This window comes from Actinopolyspora mzabensis (genome assembly GCF_900101095.1).
Classification (GTDB): Bacteria; Actinomycetota; Actinomycetes; order Mycobacteriales; family Pseudonocardiaceae; genus Actinopolyspora; species Actinopolyspora mzabensis.
Genome location: NZ_FNFM01000008.1, coordinates 146,130 through 163,784 on the forward strand (window position 1 = coordinate 146,130; position 17,655 = coordinate 163,784).

Below are 17,655 nucleotides of genomic sequence, written 5' to 3' on the forward strand. Positions count from 1 at the left end.
CGCTTCACCCAGCCGCCGAGCTGACCAGGTCGGCCTCGATGAGCCGAACGGTGCGCAGGATCATGGGAACGTAGTCCCGTTCGACGAGCTCCGGCGTGGTCCGTCCGGCATGCACCGATACGTTGGCCGCGGCCACGACGCGCCCCGCGCGGTCGCGCACCGGCGCGGCCGCACCACGCAGCCCCTCCTCGATCTCCGAATCGACCAGTGCCCACCCCTGTGCTCGGGCCTTCTCGATCTCGGCGCGCAGCGTGTCCACGTCACCGACGGTGCGGCTGGTCTTCCGTTCCAGGTGCAGGTACGCGAGACGCTCCTCGAGCTCGGCTTCGGGCAGTCCGGCCAACAACACCCGCCCCATCGAGGTCGCGTACGCGTCGAAGCGCGTGCCGACGTCGATCTTCACGGCGGCCAGCCGGGTACTCGGCACCAGCGCGACGTAGACGATCTCGTTGCCCTCGAGCACAGCCAGCGCGGCGGTCTCGTTCAGCTCCCGCGCGAGCCACCGCAAATGCGGCTGCGCCAGTTCCGGAAGAGCCAGGCTCGACAGGTAGGAGTACCCGAGATCGAGCACCCGAGGGGTGAGCTCGAACGTGCGACCGTCGGACGAGACATAGCCGAGATCGGCGAGCGTGAGCAACAGCCGACGCGCCGTAGCTCGATCGAGGCCGGTCTCCCGCGAAACCTCACCGAGGGTCTGAACGGGACGTTCCGCATCGAACGTCCGAATGACCGCGAGCACCCGCGCGACGGACTGCACGAAATGCGGCCCGTACTCCTCGCGTCCGTTCACCACCGGTTCGGCCACACCCGGGACCTCCCACCTCGCACAGCTTGTGCGTACCACGCACAGTCTAGCCGTCGGTTCAGCCCGCTCACCACATGCCTTCGACCCCCAGAGGAGTGCACGTGAACAATCCTGTGCGCAAAACGATCGCGACCGTCTGCCTGTCCGGCATGCTGGACGACAAACTCCGCGCCAGTGCGGCCGCCGGTTTCGACGGGGTGGAGATCTTCGAGAACGACCTGGTCAACTCACATCTCTCCCCCGAAGGGATCCGCGACCGCTGCGCGGATCTCGGGCTGTCCATCGACATGTACCAACCGTTCCGCGACTTCGAAGCCCTGCCCGCCGAGCAGCACGAGACGAACCTGCGGCGGGCCGAGCGCAAGTTCGACCTGATGGAACGCCTCGGCACCGACACCATGCTGGTGTGCTCCACGCTGGCACCCCAGGCCATCGACGACGACGATCTGGCCGCCGAACAACTCCACGCCCTGGCCACACGCGCCGCGCCCCGGGGAATCCGCGTCGCCTACGAAGCTCTCGCATGGGGACGGTTCGTCAACACCTGGGAGCACTCGTGGCGAATCGTGCACCAGGCCGACCACCCCAAGCTCGGGGTGTGCCTGGACAGCTTCCACATCCTGTCCAAGGATCCCCGTCCCACGGGAATCGCCACCATCGATCCGGAGAAACTGTTCTTCCTGCAGCTGGCCGACGCCCCGCCACCGGACATGAACCTACTGCGGTTGAGCAGGCACCACCGACTGTTCCCCGGCCAGGGCAGCTTCGACCTGACTCACTTCGTGGACCAGGTACTGGCCACGGGATACACCGGGCCACTGTCGCTCGAGGTCTTCAACGACGTCTTTCGCCAGAGCGACCCGGGCCCCGCCGCCCTCGACGCCATGCGCTCACTGCTTTCCCTGGAGGACGGAGTGGCGGCCCACGGTCCACGCGGGCCGTACCGGGTCGGCATCACGGAGCCGACCCCCTCACCCGAGCTGTCCGGTTGGGCGTTCGCCGAACTCGACGTCGACGAACGCTCGGCAACGGAAATCACAACGACGTTGAGCGCGCTGGGTTTCGTACACACCGGACAACACAGGTCCAAGCCCGTGCAGCTGTGGCAGCACGGTGACTGCAACGTCGTGCTGAACCGGACATCGGAGAAGACCTCCGAATGGGGAACGGCCGAACTCGCCGGACTCGCGGTGGAAAGCCGCGCCCCCGACTCGTCCGCACAGCGTGCGCGGGAGCTACTCGCGCCGCGACTACCCACCCAACACGCGGACACAGAGGCCGAACTGCACACGAGCGCCACACCCGACGGCAAGCGGATCCACTTCTGCCGCACCGAGGGGGACGATCCGACGAGTTGGCGAACCGATTTCACGGCAACCGGCACCCCGCCCGCCGGAGCTCCGGTCCTCGTCGACATCGACCACATCGCGGTGGCGGAGCCGTTCGACCACTTCGCCGAGTCGATGCTGTTCTACCGCTCGGTGTTCGACCTGCGGCCCCAGGCGGAGACCGAGTACGCCGCCCCGTTCGGGCTGGTACGCAGCCAGGCCCTCGGGAACCGCTCCGGCCGGATTCGCATCGCCATGCACGCGGCCGTACTGCGCCGCGGCGAGTGGGCGCCCGAGGTCCCCGATCCCGAGCACATCTCGTTCGGAACCGACGACATCATCGGCGCCGCACGAAGCATGCGGGACAGCGGTGCGCCCATCCTGCGAATCCCGGAGAACTACTACGACGACCTCGACGCCCGCTACGTGCTCGACCCGGAGCTACTGTCCGAAATGCGCATGCTGAACATTCTCTACGATCGGGACGACCACGGTGAGTTCTTCCACTTCTGCACCGATCTGCTCGGCTCCCGGGTGTTCTTCGAGGTCGTGCAGCGCGTCGGCGACCACCGGGGCTACGGCGCGGCGAACACCCCCGTTCGCATGGCCGCCCATCGGCAGGCGCGGCTGCACCGAGCCACCTGATCGAAGTTCTCCGCTCGGATCCTCGGGTTGCTCGCTCGGCGGAATCTCTGGCACTGCTGTCGCCGCGGGGCGGAGCCACCGAGTAGGTGGAGCGATCTCTCTCGCCGGCACGAGGGGAAGGCGTCATTGAGCCGTGCGAATCACACTCTCCGCACCACGAGCCGCGATTTCTCGCGAAATCGCCGCGCCGGCACCGGGAGCGCCCCCGCACACGCACGGGTGAACCGTGCCGGTCGGGGCTCTCGGAAGGGATCAGGGAGCCCGCAAGGGATCAGGGCTCCCGGAAAGGATCGGCCTCGAACGGAGTGCGCAGTCCGCGCATGGCCGCATCGCTGTGATCGGCGCTCGGAGCGGGTTGCTCCGGTAGCTCCCGGGTGTGGGCCGGTTCGAGGAACTGAACCGTACTGACCGCCTCGGGAATGGGGGCGCGCCCGCGGGACGACGGCACCGGCCGGTTGGCCGTCTTGCCGTTGTGCTGCGGCCGAGCATGACGTGAGGGGGTTGTGATGCTGATAGTGCTCCTTCGAACCACCCGGCCGACGCAACGATGGCCGAGCGGTCTGCGAGATGAGGACGGGCGCAGTCGGCGGCCCGAAACACCGGTGGCTCCCCATCCGAGCGGATGAGGAGCCACCGGAGGAAAAGCTCTGCGAAAGAACTCAGAGCGCGCGGACGACGTCCGCCTGCGGACCCTTGCTGCCCTGGCTGGCTTCGTAGGTCACCTGCTGGTTCTCCTCCAGGGTGCGAAAGCCGGGGGCGTCAATGGCCGAGTAGTGCACGAAGATGTCCGGCCCGCCCTCGTCGGGGGCGATGAAGCCGAAGCCCTTTTCCGAGTTGAACCACTTCACGGTTCCCTGTGCCATGGCTGTCTCCTTACGGGAGCTGGTATGACGGGTGAACGCACCTCGCGAACACCCGGGCCGGAAGATCTCAGACGGCAACTACTCCAGCTACAACCAAAGACAGCAGCTCGCCCGCATCAACATCCTGCGAGCGTGCACAAACACGGACCCAGAAATACGACGACCAAGTGCGACTGTACACGTTCACCACAGCGGCCGCCACGCCCACCCTCGACTTCCCACGAAACCGGCGAGCGACAAATCACGTGATGTTTACCACATAGACGACTCGCGGGTGACCGTAGCCCGCGTCACCCGGGCGTGCTCGTCGTGCTGAGTCCGGTGTGCCCGGTCCTGGCGGACGCGGCAGCTGTCGGCGGCGGGTTCGACCCGCCGACCACTCATTCGTGCGAGAGCGTCGGGGCACTCCCGGTGCGTCGCCCATCTCCGCCAGCTCCACGACGAACACCGGACCGCCGGCGTCGCCCGGCAGGGCGATCTGAGCCATGACCTCCATCGAGACCACGCCGTAGAACTCGGTCCGGTCGCGGACGTACACCAGCGACACCTCGGGAGCCGGGACGGCCAACCGGGGATTCACGTCTCGAAGTCACGCAACCCGCCCGCGGCGTGAACGCGCTGGGTGTCCTCGCGGTATTTCAGCACCGCGCCGAGCGTCCGGGCGGCCGTCTCGGTGTCCAGCTCGGTTTTGCCCAGCGCGAGCAGCGCACTCGCCCAGTCGATGGACTCGGCCACCCCCGGTGGTTTGAGCAGTTCGAGCGAACGCATCCGGCGCACCGCACCGGCCACCTGCTCGGCCAGGCGCCGGTCCAACTCGGGGACCCTGCTGCGGAGAATGCTCACCTCGCGTTCCGGATCGGGGTGCTCCAACCAGTGGTAGAGGCAGCGCCGCTTCAGGGCGTCGTGGATCTCACGGGTGCGGTTGGAGGTCAACACCACCAGCGGCGGCTCCGCCGCGGCAACCACCCCGAACTCGGGGATGGTCACCGTGTAGTCCGAAAGGATCTCCAGCAGGAACGCCTCGAACTCGTCGTCGGCGCGGTCTATCTCGTCCACCAGCAGCACGCAGGGGGTCTCGCGCAGTGCTCGCAGCAGCGGACGGGCCAGCAGGAACCGCGAGGTGTACAGCGACGCCTCAGCCGCCTCGGCGTCGAGGCCGCCATCGGCGGCCGCCTCCAGCGTGCGCAGGTGCAACAGCTGTCTCGGAAAGTCCCACTCGTACAGTGCCTGGGACGCGTCGATCCCCTCGTGGCACTGCAGTCGGATCAGCTCGACCCCGTGAGCGGCCGAGAGCGCGTGCGCCAGCGCCGTCTTACCGGTGCCCGGTTCGCCCTCGCACAACAGCGGCCGGTGCATCCTGCCCGCGAGAAAGGCGGCGGTGGCGATGCCCTCGTCGGGCAGGTAGCCGGTCCCGCGCAGCGCTGCCGAAACGTCCTCCGGAGAGTTCATCCCACTGATTCTAGGACTTCGGGTATCCATACGATTCCGGTACGTGGCCGCTCCCGGAATGCGGGCTCGCCGGTGAAACACCGGCCGGACGAGCACGATATTCCGGGGCGGAGGTCGTGATCCGAGCACGGAATCGCGAAGGAGGAACCGTCACGGTTCGGCGGGGCATACTCGACGTGGCGGAACGAACTACAGCCGAGGTGGATCTTGAGCCGGTTCAGTGAATTCCCCGCGCATGTCGAGCACTACCTCGGCAGGATCCGCGGGGCGGACAGCCCGGAGGCGGGCTCACGGGAGCGGGGATACCACCTGGTGTACTGCGACCCGCCGCACGGCGGGCACATCTCGGTACTGACCAGCGGGCTGCGATCGCGTACCGCCGGAGCCCCGCTGCCGCACGAGCTGGTCTGCACCCTGCACCACGGCCAGGAGCTGTACGCGCGGCACCTCACCGGTGTCGTCGCGGAGCTGCTCGAGGAGTCGAACAGCCGCGTGGGGCCGGGAGCGCTGATCATGAACGATCGGGCACTGCTGCCGGACACCTCGATCAGCGGCGCCCTGGCGGCCCCGCACCCCTATCTGGGCGAGGACTTCGACGTGGTCCGCGACGGTTCGGGGGAGGCCGTGCTGCGCCTGATCACCCTGCTGCCGATCTCACGGGGAGAGAGCCAACTGGTGGCGCGCTACGGCAGCGACGTGCTCTACGACCGGTGGCAGGAGCAGGAGACCGATCTGCTCGACATATTTCGTCCCTCCGTGGCTTAGGGTTCGGCTGTTCCGGGCCGGGTGCGGGGGCGGCCGCCGAGCGAGCACCACGCCCACCCGATCGAAAACCTCGATCAGGGTCGTCTCGGGGTTGTCCCGTCCGGACTACGGGAGAGGTCAGGGCACTACCCGGAGGTCTCACACCGCTCGGACGGGTTCACTGAAGCCATGACGAACCAGGAACAGCTCGGACAATCGCCGACCGGGACGGGAGAGCGGGTCACGACGGGGCAGCCCCGCGAGCACCGCTTCCGCCGCAGCCGCGAGGAACGGATGATCGCGGGCGTCTGCGGCGGTGCCGCGGAACTGTTCGGCGTGGACGCCACGATCGTGCGCATCGTGCTGGTCGCCGCCACGCTGGTGGGATTCGGCACTGGACTGCTGATCTATCTGGCCTGCTGGCTGATAGTCCCGGAGGCGTGAGGTACCGGAACCGAACCACACCGGGGCGGAAACTCACCGCATGTCGGGAGCCTGGCGGACGAAGTCGTCGAGCACACCGTCCGCGAGGCGTACCGGCCCCTGCGGCAGGGTCTCGCCCTCGACGGTACGTACCGAAGTCGCGCGGTCGGCCAGCTCCGCTGCCCGGCGGAACTCCTCGGAAGCGGTCGCCGAATTCCCCGCCGCACGCGCCGACAGTCCGTCCAGGGTGGCCAGCAGGGCGTCACCCCAGAGATCAGTGGCCCGTAGCCAGGGCCGCACATCGGAGACGAAATCCTCCGGGGTGCCCTTCCGGATCTTCTCGGGGGCGTCGGCGACCGACCGCGCGTAACCGCGCAGCTCGGAGACGGCCCGCTTCCGGTTCGAGGCGTCGCCGTCCCACGCCTCGCGGAACTCGTCCAGTCGACGCCGCAACTCCGGTGCGGGCTCCAGCCACGGCTCCCCGTCCGGCAGCACGGCGGTGTGGTTGAGGTCGAAGAACACCATCAACGCGTCGACCGTCCCGCTGTCCGGGGACAGGCGCTGTTCATCACCCCGGAAACGATCCCCGGCCAGGTACTCGGCGGCCTGGTGCCAGGCCCGTCGCTCGTCGAAGGCGGTGCTGTTCCACGCGAAGTCCGCGGCCGAGATCTCGACCACCTTGCTCGCGGCGGCCTGGTTCATCGGATTGATCACCAGCCCGGCGAGGCGCAGCCCCATTCCCGGTTGCCGTTCGGCGTAGGGGCCGAGCATCATCAGCCCCTCGGTGGCGTCGTAGTCGTTGACCGGATAGTTGTCCCAGAGCACCGGTTTCCTGCCCCACACCTGCTCGGCCGAGGCGGCGTCGTCGACTGTGATGCCGTCCGGGATCACTCCCTCACCGGTCCACATCACCTCGACCACGGGGTCCAGTCGCTGACGAATCGCGGACTTGTACGGCGAGTTCTCGGTGTCGGAGTACTCGGTCGGCACCGTCTGCAGCGGCGTCGTCCCGGCATGCGCGTCGAGGAACTCACGCTGCAACCGGTTGAGCAGTCGCGCCTGCGCCACCCCCGCCGCACGGGCGGAGGGCGCACCGTACTCGGCGTGGTCCGACTCACAGTTCCACTCTGCGTAGTCGATGTCGTCGAACGGTATCGAGAAGCTGCGGATACCGATGTCGTACAACGACTGGAGTTTGTCCGTCAGCGCACGCCAGTCGGCCGGATCGGAGAAACAGATCGACTTACCGGGCGAGAGCGCGAACGTGAATTTGACGTGGTGCTGCATGGCCTGCTGCCGCAGCTCGTCCAACCGCCGCAATCGGTCGGCCGGGTAGGGGTCGCGCCAGCGGTCGCGGTGATACGGGTCGTCCTTCGGCGCGTAGACGTAGCTGTTCAGCTTGACGGAACCGTAGAACGCGAGCTGGTCCATCCGTTCGGCATGGGTCCACGGACTGCCGTAGAAGCCTTCGATCACTCCGCGAGTGGGCATTTCCGGCTCGTCCAGCACAGCGACCCCCGCGACCCGCCCGGGTGTGGCGAGCTGCCGCAGCGTCTGCACGGCGTAGTAGGCGCCCGCCGGGTCCATCCCGCCGAGCACGATGGCCGGGTTCTGACCCTCGCGCACCGATATCGCGTAGCCCTCGGATGCCAGTTTCTCGTCCCCGTCGGGAAAGTCCAGCTCGGTGTCCTGAAAGGTCTTGCGTATCGTGGGCGACCAACGGCTTCCCAGCCGAACCCGCAGGTCGGAGTCACCGATGGGACGACCGGGTTCCCGCACGACGACCTCCTCGGCGCCGGTGGCTCGCAGCACCCGAACCGCGAGGGTTCGGGTCCACGGCTCGACAGCGGGGTCGGCGACCACGACGACCTTGCCCGACACGCGCACGTCCCCACCGTTGGGAATCATGCTGCTCGGCTGCGGCACCACGTCGGGAAGTTCCCCGCCTTCGGAGGACGAAGCGGCCGTGCTCGTCCCGGGCCGGTCGGTCTCACCCGAGTTTGGAGGCCGCTCGCCGGTACAGCCCGCCAGCAGGAGAGCGAGCACGCACGACAACGACGCCGACACCGCCGAACGGCGGGAACGCCGGAAGCGGTTCACGGCGCCTCCTCGGATTCGGGGAAGGAACACTGCGGCCATGCTCGGCGGAAACCATCGAGCGGCAGCACAGAGTGAATCATGATGCCCCGGCCGGGTTCTAACCGGTGGCCCGTTTCGGGGGACGCGCGGCGCACCTTTACTCCCCCGGAAGCGTGAGATCCAGTCACTCGATCGAGCTGTCCACGTCAAGCGGCGACCACAGCTCACGCGGCTCGTACCCCCTGGGCGGCGGGACAGACAGCACGCCTTCCCGGACGGGACGGAGCGGCAAGGCCCGATCGAACACAACGGAGGGCCGCTCCCCTTCGGGAACGGCCCTCCGTAAGGCACATGCTCGGATGGTGCCGGTGGCCGTCGCCGTCGGTGACGGCGACAGCGGCGAGAACGTCCTAGTCGGACGTCACATCATGCCGCCCATGCCACCCATGCCGCCCATGCCGCCGGTCGGGTCACCGCCGCCGGCATCGCCGCCGCCGTTCTTCTCCGGCTTGTCGGCGACCACGGCCTCGGTCGTCAGGAACAGACCGGCGATCGAGGAAGCGTTCTGCATGGCGGAACGAGTCACCTTGGCCGGGTCGATGACGCCGGCCTGGATCAGGTCCTCGTACTCGCCGGTGGCCGCGTTGAGGCCGTGCCCGGGGGAGAGCCCCTTGACCTTCTCGACCACGACGCCGCCCTCGAGGCCGGAGTTGACCGCGATCTGCTTGAGCGGGCCCTCGACAGCGGTACGGACGCTGTTCGCACCGGTGGCCTCGTCGCCCTCCAGCTTGAGGTTGTCGAAGGCGGAAACGGCGGCCTGCAGCAGCGCCACACCACCGCCGGCGAGCACGCCCTCCTCCACGGCGGCCTTGGCGTTGCGCACCGCGTCCTCGATGCGGTGCTTGCGCTCCTTGAGCTCGACCTCGGTGGCGGCACCGGCCTTGATGACGGCCACACCGCCGGCCAGCTTGGCCAGCCGCTCCTGCAGCTTCTCACGGTCGTAGTCGGAGTCCGAGCGCTCGATCTCGGCACGGATCTCATTGACCCTGCCGGAGATCTGCTCGTCGTCACCGACACCGTCGATGATGGTGGTCTCGTCCTTGCTGACCACGACCTTGCGGGCACGGCCCAGCATGGACAGGTCGGCACTGTCCAGCTTGAGGCCGACCTCCTCGCTGATGACCTGGCCACCGGTCAGGATGGCCATGTCCTGCAGCATCGCCTTGCGGCGGTCGCCGAAGCCCGGTGCCTTCACGGCCACGGACTTGAAGGTGCCGCGCATGTTGTTGACGATCAGGGTCGGCAGCGCCTCGCCCTCGATGTCCTCGGCGATGATCAGCAGCGGCTTGTTGGACTGCATGACCTTCTCCAGCAGCGGGAGAAGATCCTTGATGTTGGAGATCTTCGAGCTCAGCAGCAGGATGTAGGGGTCGTCCAGCGACGCCTCCATCCGCTCCTGGTCGGTCACGAAGTAGGGCGAGACGTAGCCCTTGTCGAAGCGCATGCCCTCGGTGAGCTCCAGCTCGAGCCCGAAGGTGTTGCTCTCCTCGACGGTGATGACGCCTTCCTTGCCGACCTTGTCCATCGCCTCCGCGATGAGCTCGCCGATCTGGGAGTCGCCTGCCGAGATCGCGGCGGTCGCGGCGATCTGCTCCTTGGTCTCGATCTCCGTGGCGTTCTTGAGCAGCTGCTCGGCCACGGCTTCGGTGGCCTTCTCGATGCCCCGCTTCAGAGCGGTGGGGCTGGCACCGGCCGCGACGTTGCGCAGGCCCTCGCGCACCAGCGCCTGGGCCAGGACGGTGGCGGTGGTGGTGCCGTCACCGGCGACGTCGTCGGTCTTCTTGGCGACCTCCTTGACCAGCTCGGCCCCGATCTTCTCCCAGGGGTCCTCGAGCTCGATCTCCTTGGCGATGGAGACGCCGTCGTTGGTGATGGTCGGCGCGCCCCACTTCTTTTCGAGCACGACGTTGCGGCCCTTGGGGCCGAGCGTCACCTTGACGGCGTCGGCGAGGGAGTTCATGCCGCGCTCAAGACCGCGGCGGGCGTCCTCGTCGAACGCGATCATCTTGGCCATTGCGGTGTGGTCCTCCAGCTTTTTGGACGCCGTGGGATCGGCGGATTCCACGGCAGGACTCGTGCTCGGCCAGGCTCGGTGCCCGCGACGGACGACCGGTCACCACGCGAATGCGCGGCTACGGCCTCACCGTCCCGACCTGGCACTCACCCCTACTGAGTGCCAGTATCGTGTTTAGCACTCACCGGCAGCGAGTGCAAGCCAGGGGGTGGAACGCTTTCGGGGAAAATGTCCGGCGCGGCCACAGCGGGCAGCCTGCAGCACCCGGCTCGGTCCGGGGTTCGGGGCCTGCTCCCGGCGAAGCGCATCCGGCGTGCACAGCGACGACTGCCCACTACTAGCCGAACGCGATGATTAAAATCACCACGATCACGGTGAACACCGAGATCGCCAGCACCGGAACCAGCCAGCGGGCGGTGCTGTCCGACTTCTTCGCGAAGGACGCGGACTGGGCGGGCATCGGCGGGCGCAACCGCACCGGTTCACCCGGCCCCTGCGGACCGCCGGGAGGCATCGGCTGTCCGGGGGCACCGACGGGCGGAGGCCCGGCGGGGGCTCCCCGACCGGCGGGCGTCCCCGGACCGCCCGCGCCGGGACGGGTTCCGGGTGGTGCCATTCCGCCGGGGGGTGTACCGGGCGGCGCCGTCGGTTGCGGCTGCGGAGAGTGCTGGGGCTGCGCTTGCGGGGGAACCGGCCCGGAGGACATCGGGTGCGGCCCGGAAGGTGGGGATTGCGTAGCCGAGGGCGGCGCCTCCGGAGGGGCCGGGCGCGGCGGCTGGTCGCCCTGCTTGCCCAACGGGCTCAACGCGTTCCTGGTGGCGGAGACGAGATCCTTGCAGTTGCCGTAGCGCTGCTCGGGCGTCTTGCCCATCCCCCTGCGCAGCACGTCGTCGATCGCGGGCGGCAGCACCACCCGGGAGGTGACCCGGGGAGGCTCCGACTGGAGATGCCCCTGGATGATCTCCTGCACCTCACCCTTGTAGGGAGCGCTGCCGGTCAGACAGGCGAACAGCATGCACGCCAGCGCGTAGAGATCGGTCCTGCCGTCCACTGACTCGCCGCGCAGGTGCTCCGGGGCCGCGTAGGTGGGCGAGCCGAGGAAATCACCGGTGCTCGTCCGATGCCCGGTGGCGCCGCGCCTGGTGAGCCCGAAGTCGGCCAGGTAGACGTGTTCGTGCGAGGCCTCCCTGGAGGTGACCAGGACGTTGGCCGGTTTGAGATCAAGGTGCACCAGACCCTGCTCGTGCAGGGTGTCGAGCGCCTCCGCCACCTGCCCCAGCAGTTCGACCGCGCGGTTGGGGGCGATCGGCCCCTCCGAGATGAGGCTGGCGAGGTCGGACCCGTCGACCAGCCGCATCGCGATGTAGAGCATCCCGTCGACTTCACCGAAGTCGTAGAGCGGAACGATGTTGGCGTGGTCGAGGGCCGAGGTGTTGCGCGCCTCGTCCACGAAACGTTCACGGAACTCACTGTCCCCGGTGATGTGCTCACCCATCACCTTCAGGGCGACCTTGCGCCCCAGACGGACATCGGTGGCGCGGTACATGACACTCATGCCACCGCGACCGAGAACTCCATCGATCTTGTAGTGGCCGAGACGGCGCCCGGTGAGGTCTTCCGACACGCCGATCAGCCTAACGTTCCGGCCGCACCACCGTCCGCCGGTGCGGCCGTCACACCATCCGAGTGGAGCAGTTCCCGGAGCCGCCCGCGCTTGCGGACGAGTGAGCCGGTTTCCCGCCGAGACGGCGTCGATTTCCCGCGAAATCGCCGGGCAGCTGGGCCAGGGCCAGGTCCCCGTGGGGCGGTATCTCATTCTGAGGCCGTCGATTTCCCACGAAATTTCCGCCCGGCAGGGCGATGCGAGGCCGGGCCGCTCGCCGCGTAGGTCGGCTACTCAAGAGTCGGCCCGACATTCCCAAGGCGCCGAACTCCGACCACTCCCGCAGACCGAGCCCCCCACCACTTACGGCAAAAGAGGCCACACGGTCCGGTCAGATCTTGTGGACACCGTCCGCCTGACTCCGCCCGTCCCGACCGGGCTTCACCTCGTACTCGACCCGGTCGCCCTCGTCGAGGGTGCGGAATCCGTCCATCTCGATCGCCGTGTAGTGCACGAAGACATCCGACCCGTTGTCGGTGGCGATGAATCCGTAGCCTTTTTCGGAGTTGAACCACTTGACCGTGCCGACCGCCACGGCGTCCTCCTTGAAATATGATGCGCGACGCCTGGGGGCGCCGATGTGGCAAGCGCTACGCTACCGCACGAAACGGGGAAATCGCGATCTCGATCGGAGCGATTCATGTGATCTTCCCCGGAGAACGAGCCGTCGGAAGCACCGAGCACGGCGACCACCACGGGAATTCCCGGTAGGATTTCGCGAAGTTCACCCGTATCGGGCCGCGAGCCACCGTGCGATCCCCCGAAAGATCGACCACGAACGAGTTCCGGAATCAGTGGCCGCTGGTCGAGTGCAACCAGGACGACAATCTGCGCGGATTGCGGGTCTGGGCCACCACCCGCCCCGGACCGGCGAAATCGAAAACCAGTCCCGCGCCGGTCCGAAGGGATTGTGCGCGGCCGGATTCCAATTGTCGTAATCGGGACTGCACGGTGTCCACATAGGCCACCAGGTGGCCGGTGTCGATCGTCACGAATTCACCCGCACGCAGATCGTGCACGTCCAGCGCCCCGCAGCAGGCCAGCACCAGTTGGCCCTGTCCGGTGGCGTGGGCGAGAAATCCGGGGCGCCCGCCGAACAGGGGCTGGAAACCCTGCCATCGGGTGTCCAGCCGCACCGTTCCCGCCGCTGCCAACCAGGACTCCCGCGCGATGCACCAGGCGTTGTTGCCGTCCAGCTCTATGGTGTGCACGTCGCCGGGAAGAGTGGGTGCCACATCGACCCAGCCACCCTGCGGCCCGGCCGAGTAGGCGGACTCGGGCATCGAGTCCCCCACCAGCGCCCTGATACCCCCTCGACGCGCGGCACGGGTACTCGCCACCCCGTAACTGGTGGCCATCGCCTCGCATCCGGTACGCGCCACCTCTCCCGCACCGAGCACGAGACGGGCCACGCCGAACGAGGACTGATGACGGGAACGAACCTGCACGCTCACCTCCCCAGCCGCGGCACGGCACTTCGCCGAGCACGATCACCCCGCCGAAGTCTGCCATGCGCACCGCACCCACCGGACGGACGCCGCGACGAACGCGTCTCGGGAACGGCGGACCGGAAACCCCGGCGGAAGCCGACCGTGGTGTGCCGGTGCCGACGAGCCGGGGGCGACATCGGGCGCGCGATGTCCGATGATCGGGGCGTGGGCCACACGACTGACACTTCGACCCTGCTGCCGGTGGACGAGTACCGCGAGCGGATCTCGAACCTGCTCGCCGCCACTCGGGTGCGAGACCGCGCCCTCGACGAGTGCCTGGGACTGGCGCTCGCCGAGGACGTGACGGCACCGATCCCGCTGCCGCCGTTCGACAACTCGGCGATGGACGGTTACGCCGTACGCGCCGCGGACGTGGCCGACGCGGATTCGCAGCACCCCGTGACACTGCCGGTGATCGCCGACATCCCGGCGGGACGGGTGGACGTCCCGCCGCTGGAAACGGGCACCGCACACCGGATCATGACCGGAGCACAGCTTCCCCCCGGTGCTGAGGCCGTTGTACCGGTGGAACTCACCGACGGCGGCACCGAACACGTCACCGTGCACCGCGCGGTGCCAGAGGGCAGCAACCTCCGTCGCGCGGGTGAGGACGTGGCCGCGGGCCAGGTCGTCCTCGAACGGGGCCAGACACTGGGAGCGGCCCAGCTGGGACTGGCCGCGGCCGTGGGCAGCGCCGAGCTGCCGGTTCGCCGCGCCCCGAGGGTGCTGGTGCTTTCCACCGGTTCCGAGCTGATCGAACCGGGCACGGAGTTGCTGCCCGGCCAGATCTACGAGTCGAACGGCACCATGCTCGCCGCCGCGGTGCGCCAGTGCGGCGGCGAGGCGAGGCTGCTGCGGTTCGTTCCCGACGATGTTTCGGAGCTGCACGCCGCGCTGGAACCCCACCTGGCCGAGACCGATCTGATCCTGACCTCCGGCGGGGTGAGCGCCGGCGCCTACGAAGTGGTCAAGGACGCGCTGGCGGACTCCGGAGTGCGGTTCGACAAGGTGGCCATCCAGCCGGGAATGCCGCAGGGATCGGGACACTACGAGGCGGCCGGGTACCGCGTGCCGGTGGTCACGCTGCCGGGGAACCCGGTCAGTTCGATCGTGTCCTTCGAGGTCTTCGTCCGTCCCGCACTGCGCCGCGCCGGTGGGCACCGCGCGACGCGGCGGCCGCATCGCCGGGTGACGCTCACCGAGACGCTGCGCTCACCGAGCGGGAAGCGGCAGTACCGCAGGGGCGGTTTCGACCCGGAAACCGACACCGTGACCACGCGTGGCGGGGCGGGCTCGCACCTGCTTTCCGGGATGGCCGCGGCCGACTGCCTGCTGGAGTTGCCGGAGGAGACCACCGAAGTAACCGCCGGAAGTACCGTCGACATCTGGCTACTGAGTGAGCGCTGACGGCCCCGCTCGCGTACGTGGCCGGTTAGCCGTCACGTGAGTCGGCGCCTTGGGAGTGTTGGGCCGGCTCTTGAGTAGCGACCTACGCGGCGAGCGGCCCGGCCTTGCAATGCATCCGACTCACGCACCGGGGACACCCGCGCTGCGCTTCTCATGGTCGCGTCTCGACGGGCGGCGCGGCGATCTCGCGAGAAATCGACGCCGCTTTGCCGACGCCACGGGCACGTCGCGTAGTGGTGGTGTCGGACCGGTGCAGCGAGGAACGGTCCTGTGAACTGGAAAGATCCGACGGTGTAACGGGCTCCCTACCGCCGGGGCGTAGCAGGTGACTAGCCTGACCGGGCATTCGCGGACCAATATCAGTCGGGAGTTGTCACTGTGCGTGGCCCATGGCGCGCTGCCCTGGCGGTGGCGCTGCACATCGGATTCTTAGCCGTACCGGCAGCACTGGTCCTCGGCATGGTGGGTATCACGGCCTACACGATTCGCTACGACCTCGGCGACGGGTTGCAGGCCGCATTCGCGGCCCTGCTGGTCGGGGGCTCGGTAGCGATGGTTCTCCGAGGAGTACTGCGTGCGGGACCCCGCCCCCCGCTCGGTGTGGTGGTGGAAGGCGAGGCACAGCCACAGCTGTGGCGCAGACTGCGAAAGGTCGCGGAGGCCGCCGAGGCGACCAGCCCGGACGAACTGCGCGTGACGTGCGAACCGACGCTGCGGATGCGGGAACGGACCCGGTTGTTGGGCCTGCTGCGCGGCGAATCGCACCTGGAGCTCGGCCTGCCGCTGCTGGCGGGTCTCACCGTGAGCGAACTGTCCGCGGTGCTGGCCGACGAGATCGGCAGCGGGCAGGGCGGTGGCCCGGACGCCCTGGCCGTCCGGATCCGCAATGCGGTGATCGAGGCGGAACGCGACATGGTCGGCGGCCCCACCAAGTGGCTGTTCAGCGGATACGCCGTGCTCTACAAGCGGTTCACGGCACCGCTGGCCCGTGGACGAGTGATGCGCGGGGATGCCGTGGCCGTACGTTTGGCGGGCAAACGCACCACGATGGCGGCGCTGCGCAAGCGGGTGGGACTGGAACTCGGCTGGGAGGACTACAGCGCCGAGTACCTGAGCATGGCCACCCGGGTGGGGCGAACCCCGGAGATACTGCCCGGCTTCCGCGCGTTCCTGGAACACCCGGAACGCAAGCAGGGACTCGCCGAACGGGCCAAGGAGAGCATCGCCACCGAGAAACCCGCGGATGCGGCTCGCCCCACGGTGGCGCAACGACTCGACGTGTTGAAACGGGCCAGTCACGAGCCCGACGAGACCGACGACCGTCCCGCGCTCGCGCTGATACGTGAACCTCGCCGCGACATTCCGGCGATCGAGGACCGACTGCTGGTGGAGGACCTCGGGGAACGTACTCCCTGGCCCGAACTGGCCAGGCTCGCGGGCAGGCACGACGTCGCGGTCAAGGCCGGTGAGCTGAGCTCGGCCGTCGAGCAGAGCGGGGTCTCCACGGAACCGACGCTGGTTGGGGTACTCACCGCCATTCACCGGGGGGAGACGGCCGATCTGATCAACCCCGCGCTCAATCCGGGGCTCGCGCCGGAGCTGGTGGACGAGGCGGTCGTGGACACCATGACCGAGCTGCTCGGTGCCGCTGTGGTGGACGCGCTGGTCAGGTCCGAACGGGCTCATCACGAGCTGGACTGGGGCGGCCCCTCCACTGTCCAGCTCACCGATGGCCGTGCCCTGGATCCCGACAAGCTGGTACGACCCGCCGTGCTCGATCCGCGGCTCGTGCCAGGGCTGCACCGCCACCTGGTGCATCTCGGGGTGCCGTTGGACCACGCGCAGCCCGCGGCCGAGGAGCCCGAGCCGAAGCTGTCGGGGATCGTGAGCCCGGTGCGCTACGCCGAGGAGTCCTACGACCTGCTGGTCACCGATCGCGGATTGCTGCTGCTGCCCGATCGGACCCGTTGGATGTACCGGTTGCTGGCCGGAGCGCTGACTCCGGTACGCCGCTCCGAGCACGAGCGGCTGGACCGGCTGGCGGCCACCCCGATGCACCGGCTGCGCGAGCTGGAGGGCGCCCAGTGGTTGGACAGCCGGGACGTGGCCACGGCCGAGCTCCACGAGGACGGTGCGGACTGGGAACTGACGCTGGACCTCTACCTGGACGAGTACGCGGTTTCGGAGGTTTCCGCACGCGCCGCGGAGTCCGGCGAATCGGACTCGCCGGACGACGAGGGGCTGACCAGAATCCGAATTCGCAGTATCCCGGATTCGGGTGCGCGCGGAGCGCCTTACTCGGGCTTGGGGGAACTCATGGGAGCGCGCATGACGACGGCCGAAAATAATCATCAATTCGAGTGAGGCAATCGCACCACGATGCACGCAAAGTCATTAAATCTGTGACGAAAGTCCTCCGTTCGCGGCTACGCAGTTCCCTATGAGTTCTATTACACTGGTATCAGCATCACAACCAGTCGATGGATTGCATCCAAAGACGTGTCGGGGCTTTCCGGCATGGTTTCCCACCACCCGGAGATGAGGCCCACCACCTCGAGATGAGGACCGCGGGTGCGTGTGCCGTCGGGGGGCACACGGATCCACCGGGGGGACCGTTCGGAGTCAGCGGGGAGACCCCGAGCGGTCGTGACTCCGGGACGACATCGGCGCATCGGGGGCGCTGAT

The 17,655-nt window shown here is 68.2% G+C and carries 14 protein-coding genes; 5 read left to right on the top strand and 9 right to left on the bottom strand.

What is annotated here, in order from left to right:
- Window positions 1-4: 4 nt before the first annotated feature.
- Window positions 5-805 carry an IclR family transcriptional regulator domain-containing protein gene (locus BLR41_RS14655; protein ID WP_092628965.1) on the bottom strand — a complete coding sequence of 267 codons (801 nt, stop codon included), beginning with the start codon at window positions 803-805 and terminating at the stop codon, window positions 5-7.
- 74 nt (window positions 806-879) lie between these two features.
- On the opposite strand from BLR41_RS14655, the gene BLR41_RS14660 reads away from it, so the two are divergent.
- Complete coding sequence (locus BLR41_RS14660; protein ID WP_092628966.1) at window positions 880-2,778, top strand: TIM barrel protein; 1,899 nt, start codon at window positions 880-882, stop codon at window positions 2,776-2,778.
- Window positions 2,779-3,437: 659 nt separating this feature from the next.
- Here BLR41_RS14660 and BLR41_RS14665 read toward each other — a convergent pair.
- From BLR41_RS14665 to BLR41_RS14675, 3 genes are all read right to left on the bottom strand, one after another.
- Window positions 3,438-3,641 (bottom strand): cold-shock protein, encoded by a 204-nt coding sequence (locus tag BLR41_RS14665; RefSeq protein ID WP_092628968.1) that lies wholly within the window; start codon window positions 3,639-3,641, stop codon window positions 3,438-3,440.
- A gap of 241 nt (window positions 3,642-3,882) precedes the next feature.
- Entirely contained in the window at window positions 3,883-4,179 is a 297-nt protein-coding gene (locus BLR41_RS14670) for a hypothetical protein (protein WP_143013079.1), read from the bottom strand.
- 38 nt (window positions 4,180-4,217) lie between these two features.
- Window positions 4,218-5,090 (bottom strand): AAA family ATPase, encoded by an 873-nt coding sequence (locus BLR41_RS14675; protein ID WP_176797993.1) that lies wholly within the window; start codon window positions 5,088-5,090, stop codon window positions 4,218-4,220.
- Between the two features lie 207 nt (window positions 5,091-5,297).
- Here BLR41_RS14675 and BLR41_RS14680 point away from each other — a divergent pair, with 207 nt between their 5' ends.
- Together BLR41_RS14680 and BLR41_RS14685 are read left to right on the top strand one after the other, a co-directional pair.
- Window positions 5,298-5,855, top strand: coding sequence for a suppressor of fused domain protein (locus BLR41_RS14680; protein ID WP_092628972.1), 558 nt, complete (start codon window positions 5,298-5,300; stop codon window positions 5,853-5,855).
- 168 nt (window positions 5,856-6,023) lie between these two features.
- Window positions 6,024-6,278: a PspC domain-containing protein gene (locus tag BLR41_RS14685; RefSeq protein WP_092628974.1), complete on the top strand. Its 255-nt coding sequence runs from the start codon at window positions 6,024-6,026 to the stop codon at window positions 6,276-6,278.
- A gap of 33 nt (window positions 6,279-6,311) precedes the next feature.
- Here BLR41_RS14685 and BLR41_RS14690 read toward each other — a convergent pair whose 3' ends face one another.
- From BLR41_RS14690 to BLR41_RS14710, 5 genes are all read right to left on the bottom strand, one after another.
- Window positions 6,312-8,357 carry a glycoside hydrolase family 84 protein gene (locus BLR41_RS14690; RefSeq protein WP_218120151.1) on the bottom strand — a complete coding sequence of 682 codons (2,046 nt, stop codon included), beginning with the start codon at window positions 8,355-8,357 and terminating at the stop codon, window positions 6,312-6,314.
- A 400-nt stretch (window positions 8,358-8,757) separates the two neighbouring features.
- Window positions 8,758-10,410 (bottom strand): chaperonin GroEL, encoded by a 1,653-nt coding sequence (groL, locus tag BLR41_RS14695; protein ID WP_092629228.1) that lies wholly within the window; start codon window positions 10,408-10,410, stop codon window positions 8,758-8,760.
- A 337-nt stretch (window positions 10,411-10,747) separates the two neighbouring features.
- Complete coding sequence (locus tag BLR41_RS14700) at window positions 10,748-12,034, bottom strand: serine/threonine protein kinase (protein WP_092628978.1); 1,287 nt, start codon at window positions 12,032-12,034, stop codon at window positions 10,748-10,750.
- 370 nt (window positions 12,035-12,404) lie between these two features.
- Entirely contained in the window at window positions 12,405-12,608 is a 204-nt protein-coding gene (locus BLR41_RS14705; RefSeq protein ID WP_092628981.1) for a cold-shock protein, read from the bottom strand.
- A gap of 256 nt (window positions 12,609-12,864) precedes the next feature.
- Entirely contained in the window at window positions 12,865-13,521 is a 657-nt protein-coding gene (locus BLR41_RS14710; protein ID WP_092629230.1) for an AIM24 family protein, read from the bottom strand.
- Window positions 13,522-13,710: 189 nt separating this feature from the next.
- Between BLR41_RS14710 and moeA the strand changes: the two genes are divergently transcribed.
- Complete coding sequence (moeA, locus tag BLR41_RS14715; protein ID WP_092628983.1) at window positions 13,711-14,970, top strand: molybdopterin molybdotransferase MoeA; 1,260 nt, start codon at window positions 13,711-13,713, stop codon at window positions 14,968-14,970.
- 378 nt (window positions 14,971-15,348) lie between these two features.
- Entirely contained in the window at window positions 15,349-17,334 is a 1,986-nt protein-coding gene (locus BLR41_RS14720; RefSeq protein ID WP_092628985.1) for a M48 family metallopeptidase, read from the top strand.
- The last annotated feature ends 321 nt before the right edge of the window (window positions 17,335-17,655 follow it).

Excerpts from the sequence above, each read along its gene's own strand:
- BLR41_RS14660 (WP_092628966.1), top strand. The coding sequence starts at position 880 with ATGCCTTCGACCCCCAGAGGAGTGCACGTGAACAATCCTGTGCGCAAA.
- BLR41_RS14665 (WP_092628968.1), bottom strand. The coding sequence starts at position 3,641 with ATGGCACAGGGAACCGTGAAGTGGTTCAACTCGGAAAAGGGCTTCGGC.
- BLR41_RS14675 (WP_176797993.1), bottom strand. The coding sequence starts at position 5,090 with ATGAACTCTCCGGAGGACGTTTCGGCAGCGCTGCGCGGGACCGGCTAC.
- BLR41_RS14685 (WP_092628974.1), top strand. The coding sequence starts at position 6,024 with ATGACGAACCAGGAACAGCTCGGACAATCGCCGACCGGGACGGGAGAG.
- groL (WP_092629228.1), bottom strand. The coding sequence starts at position 10,410 with ATGGCCAAGATGATCGCGTTCGACGAGGACGCCCGCCGCGGTCTTGAG.
- moeA (WP_092628983.1), top strand. The coding sequence starts at position 13,711 with ATGTCCGATGATCGGGGCGTGGGCCACACGACTGACACTTCGACCCTG.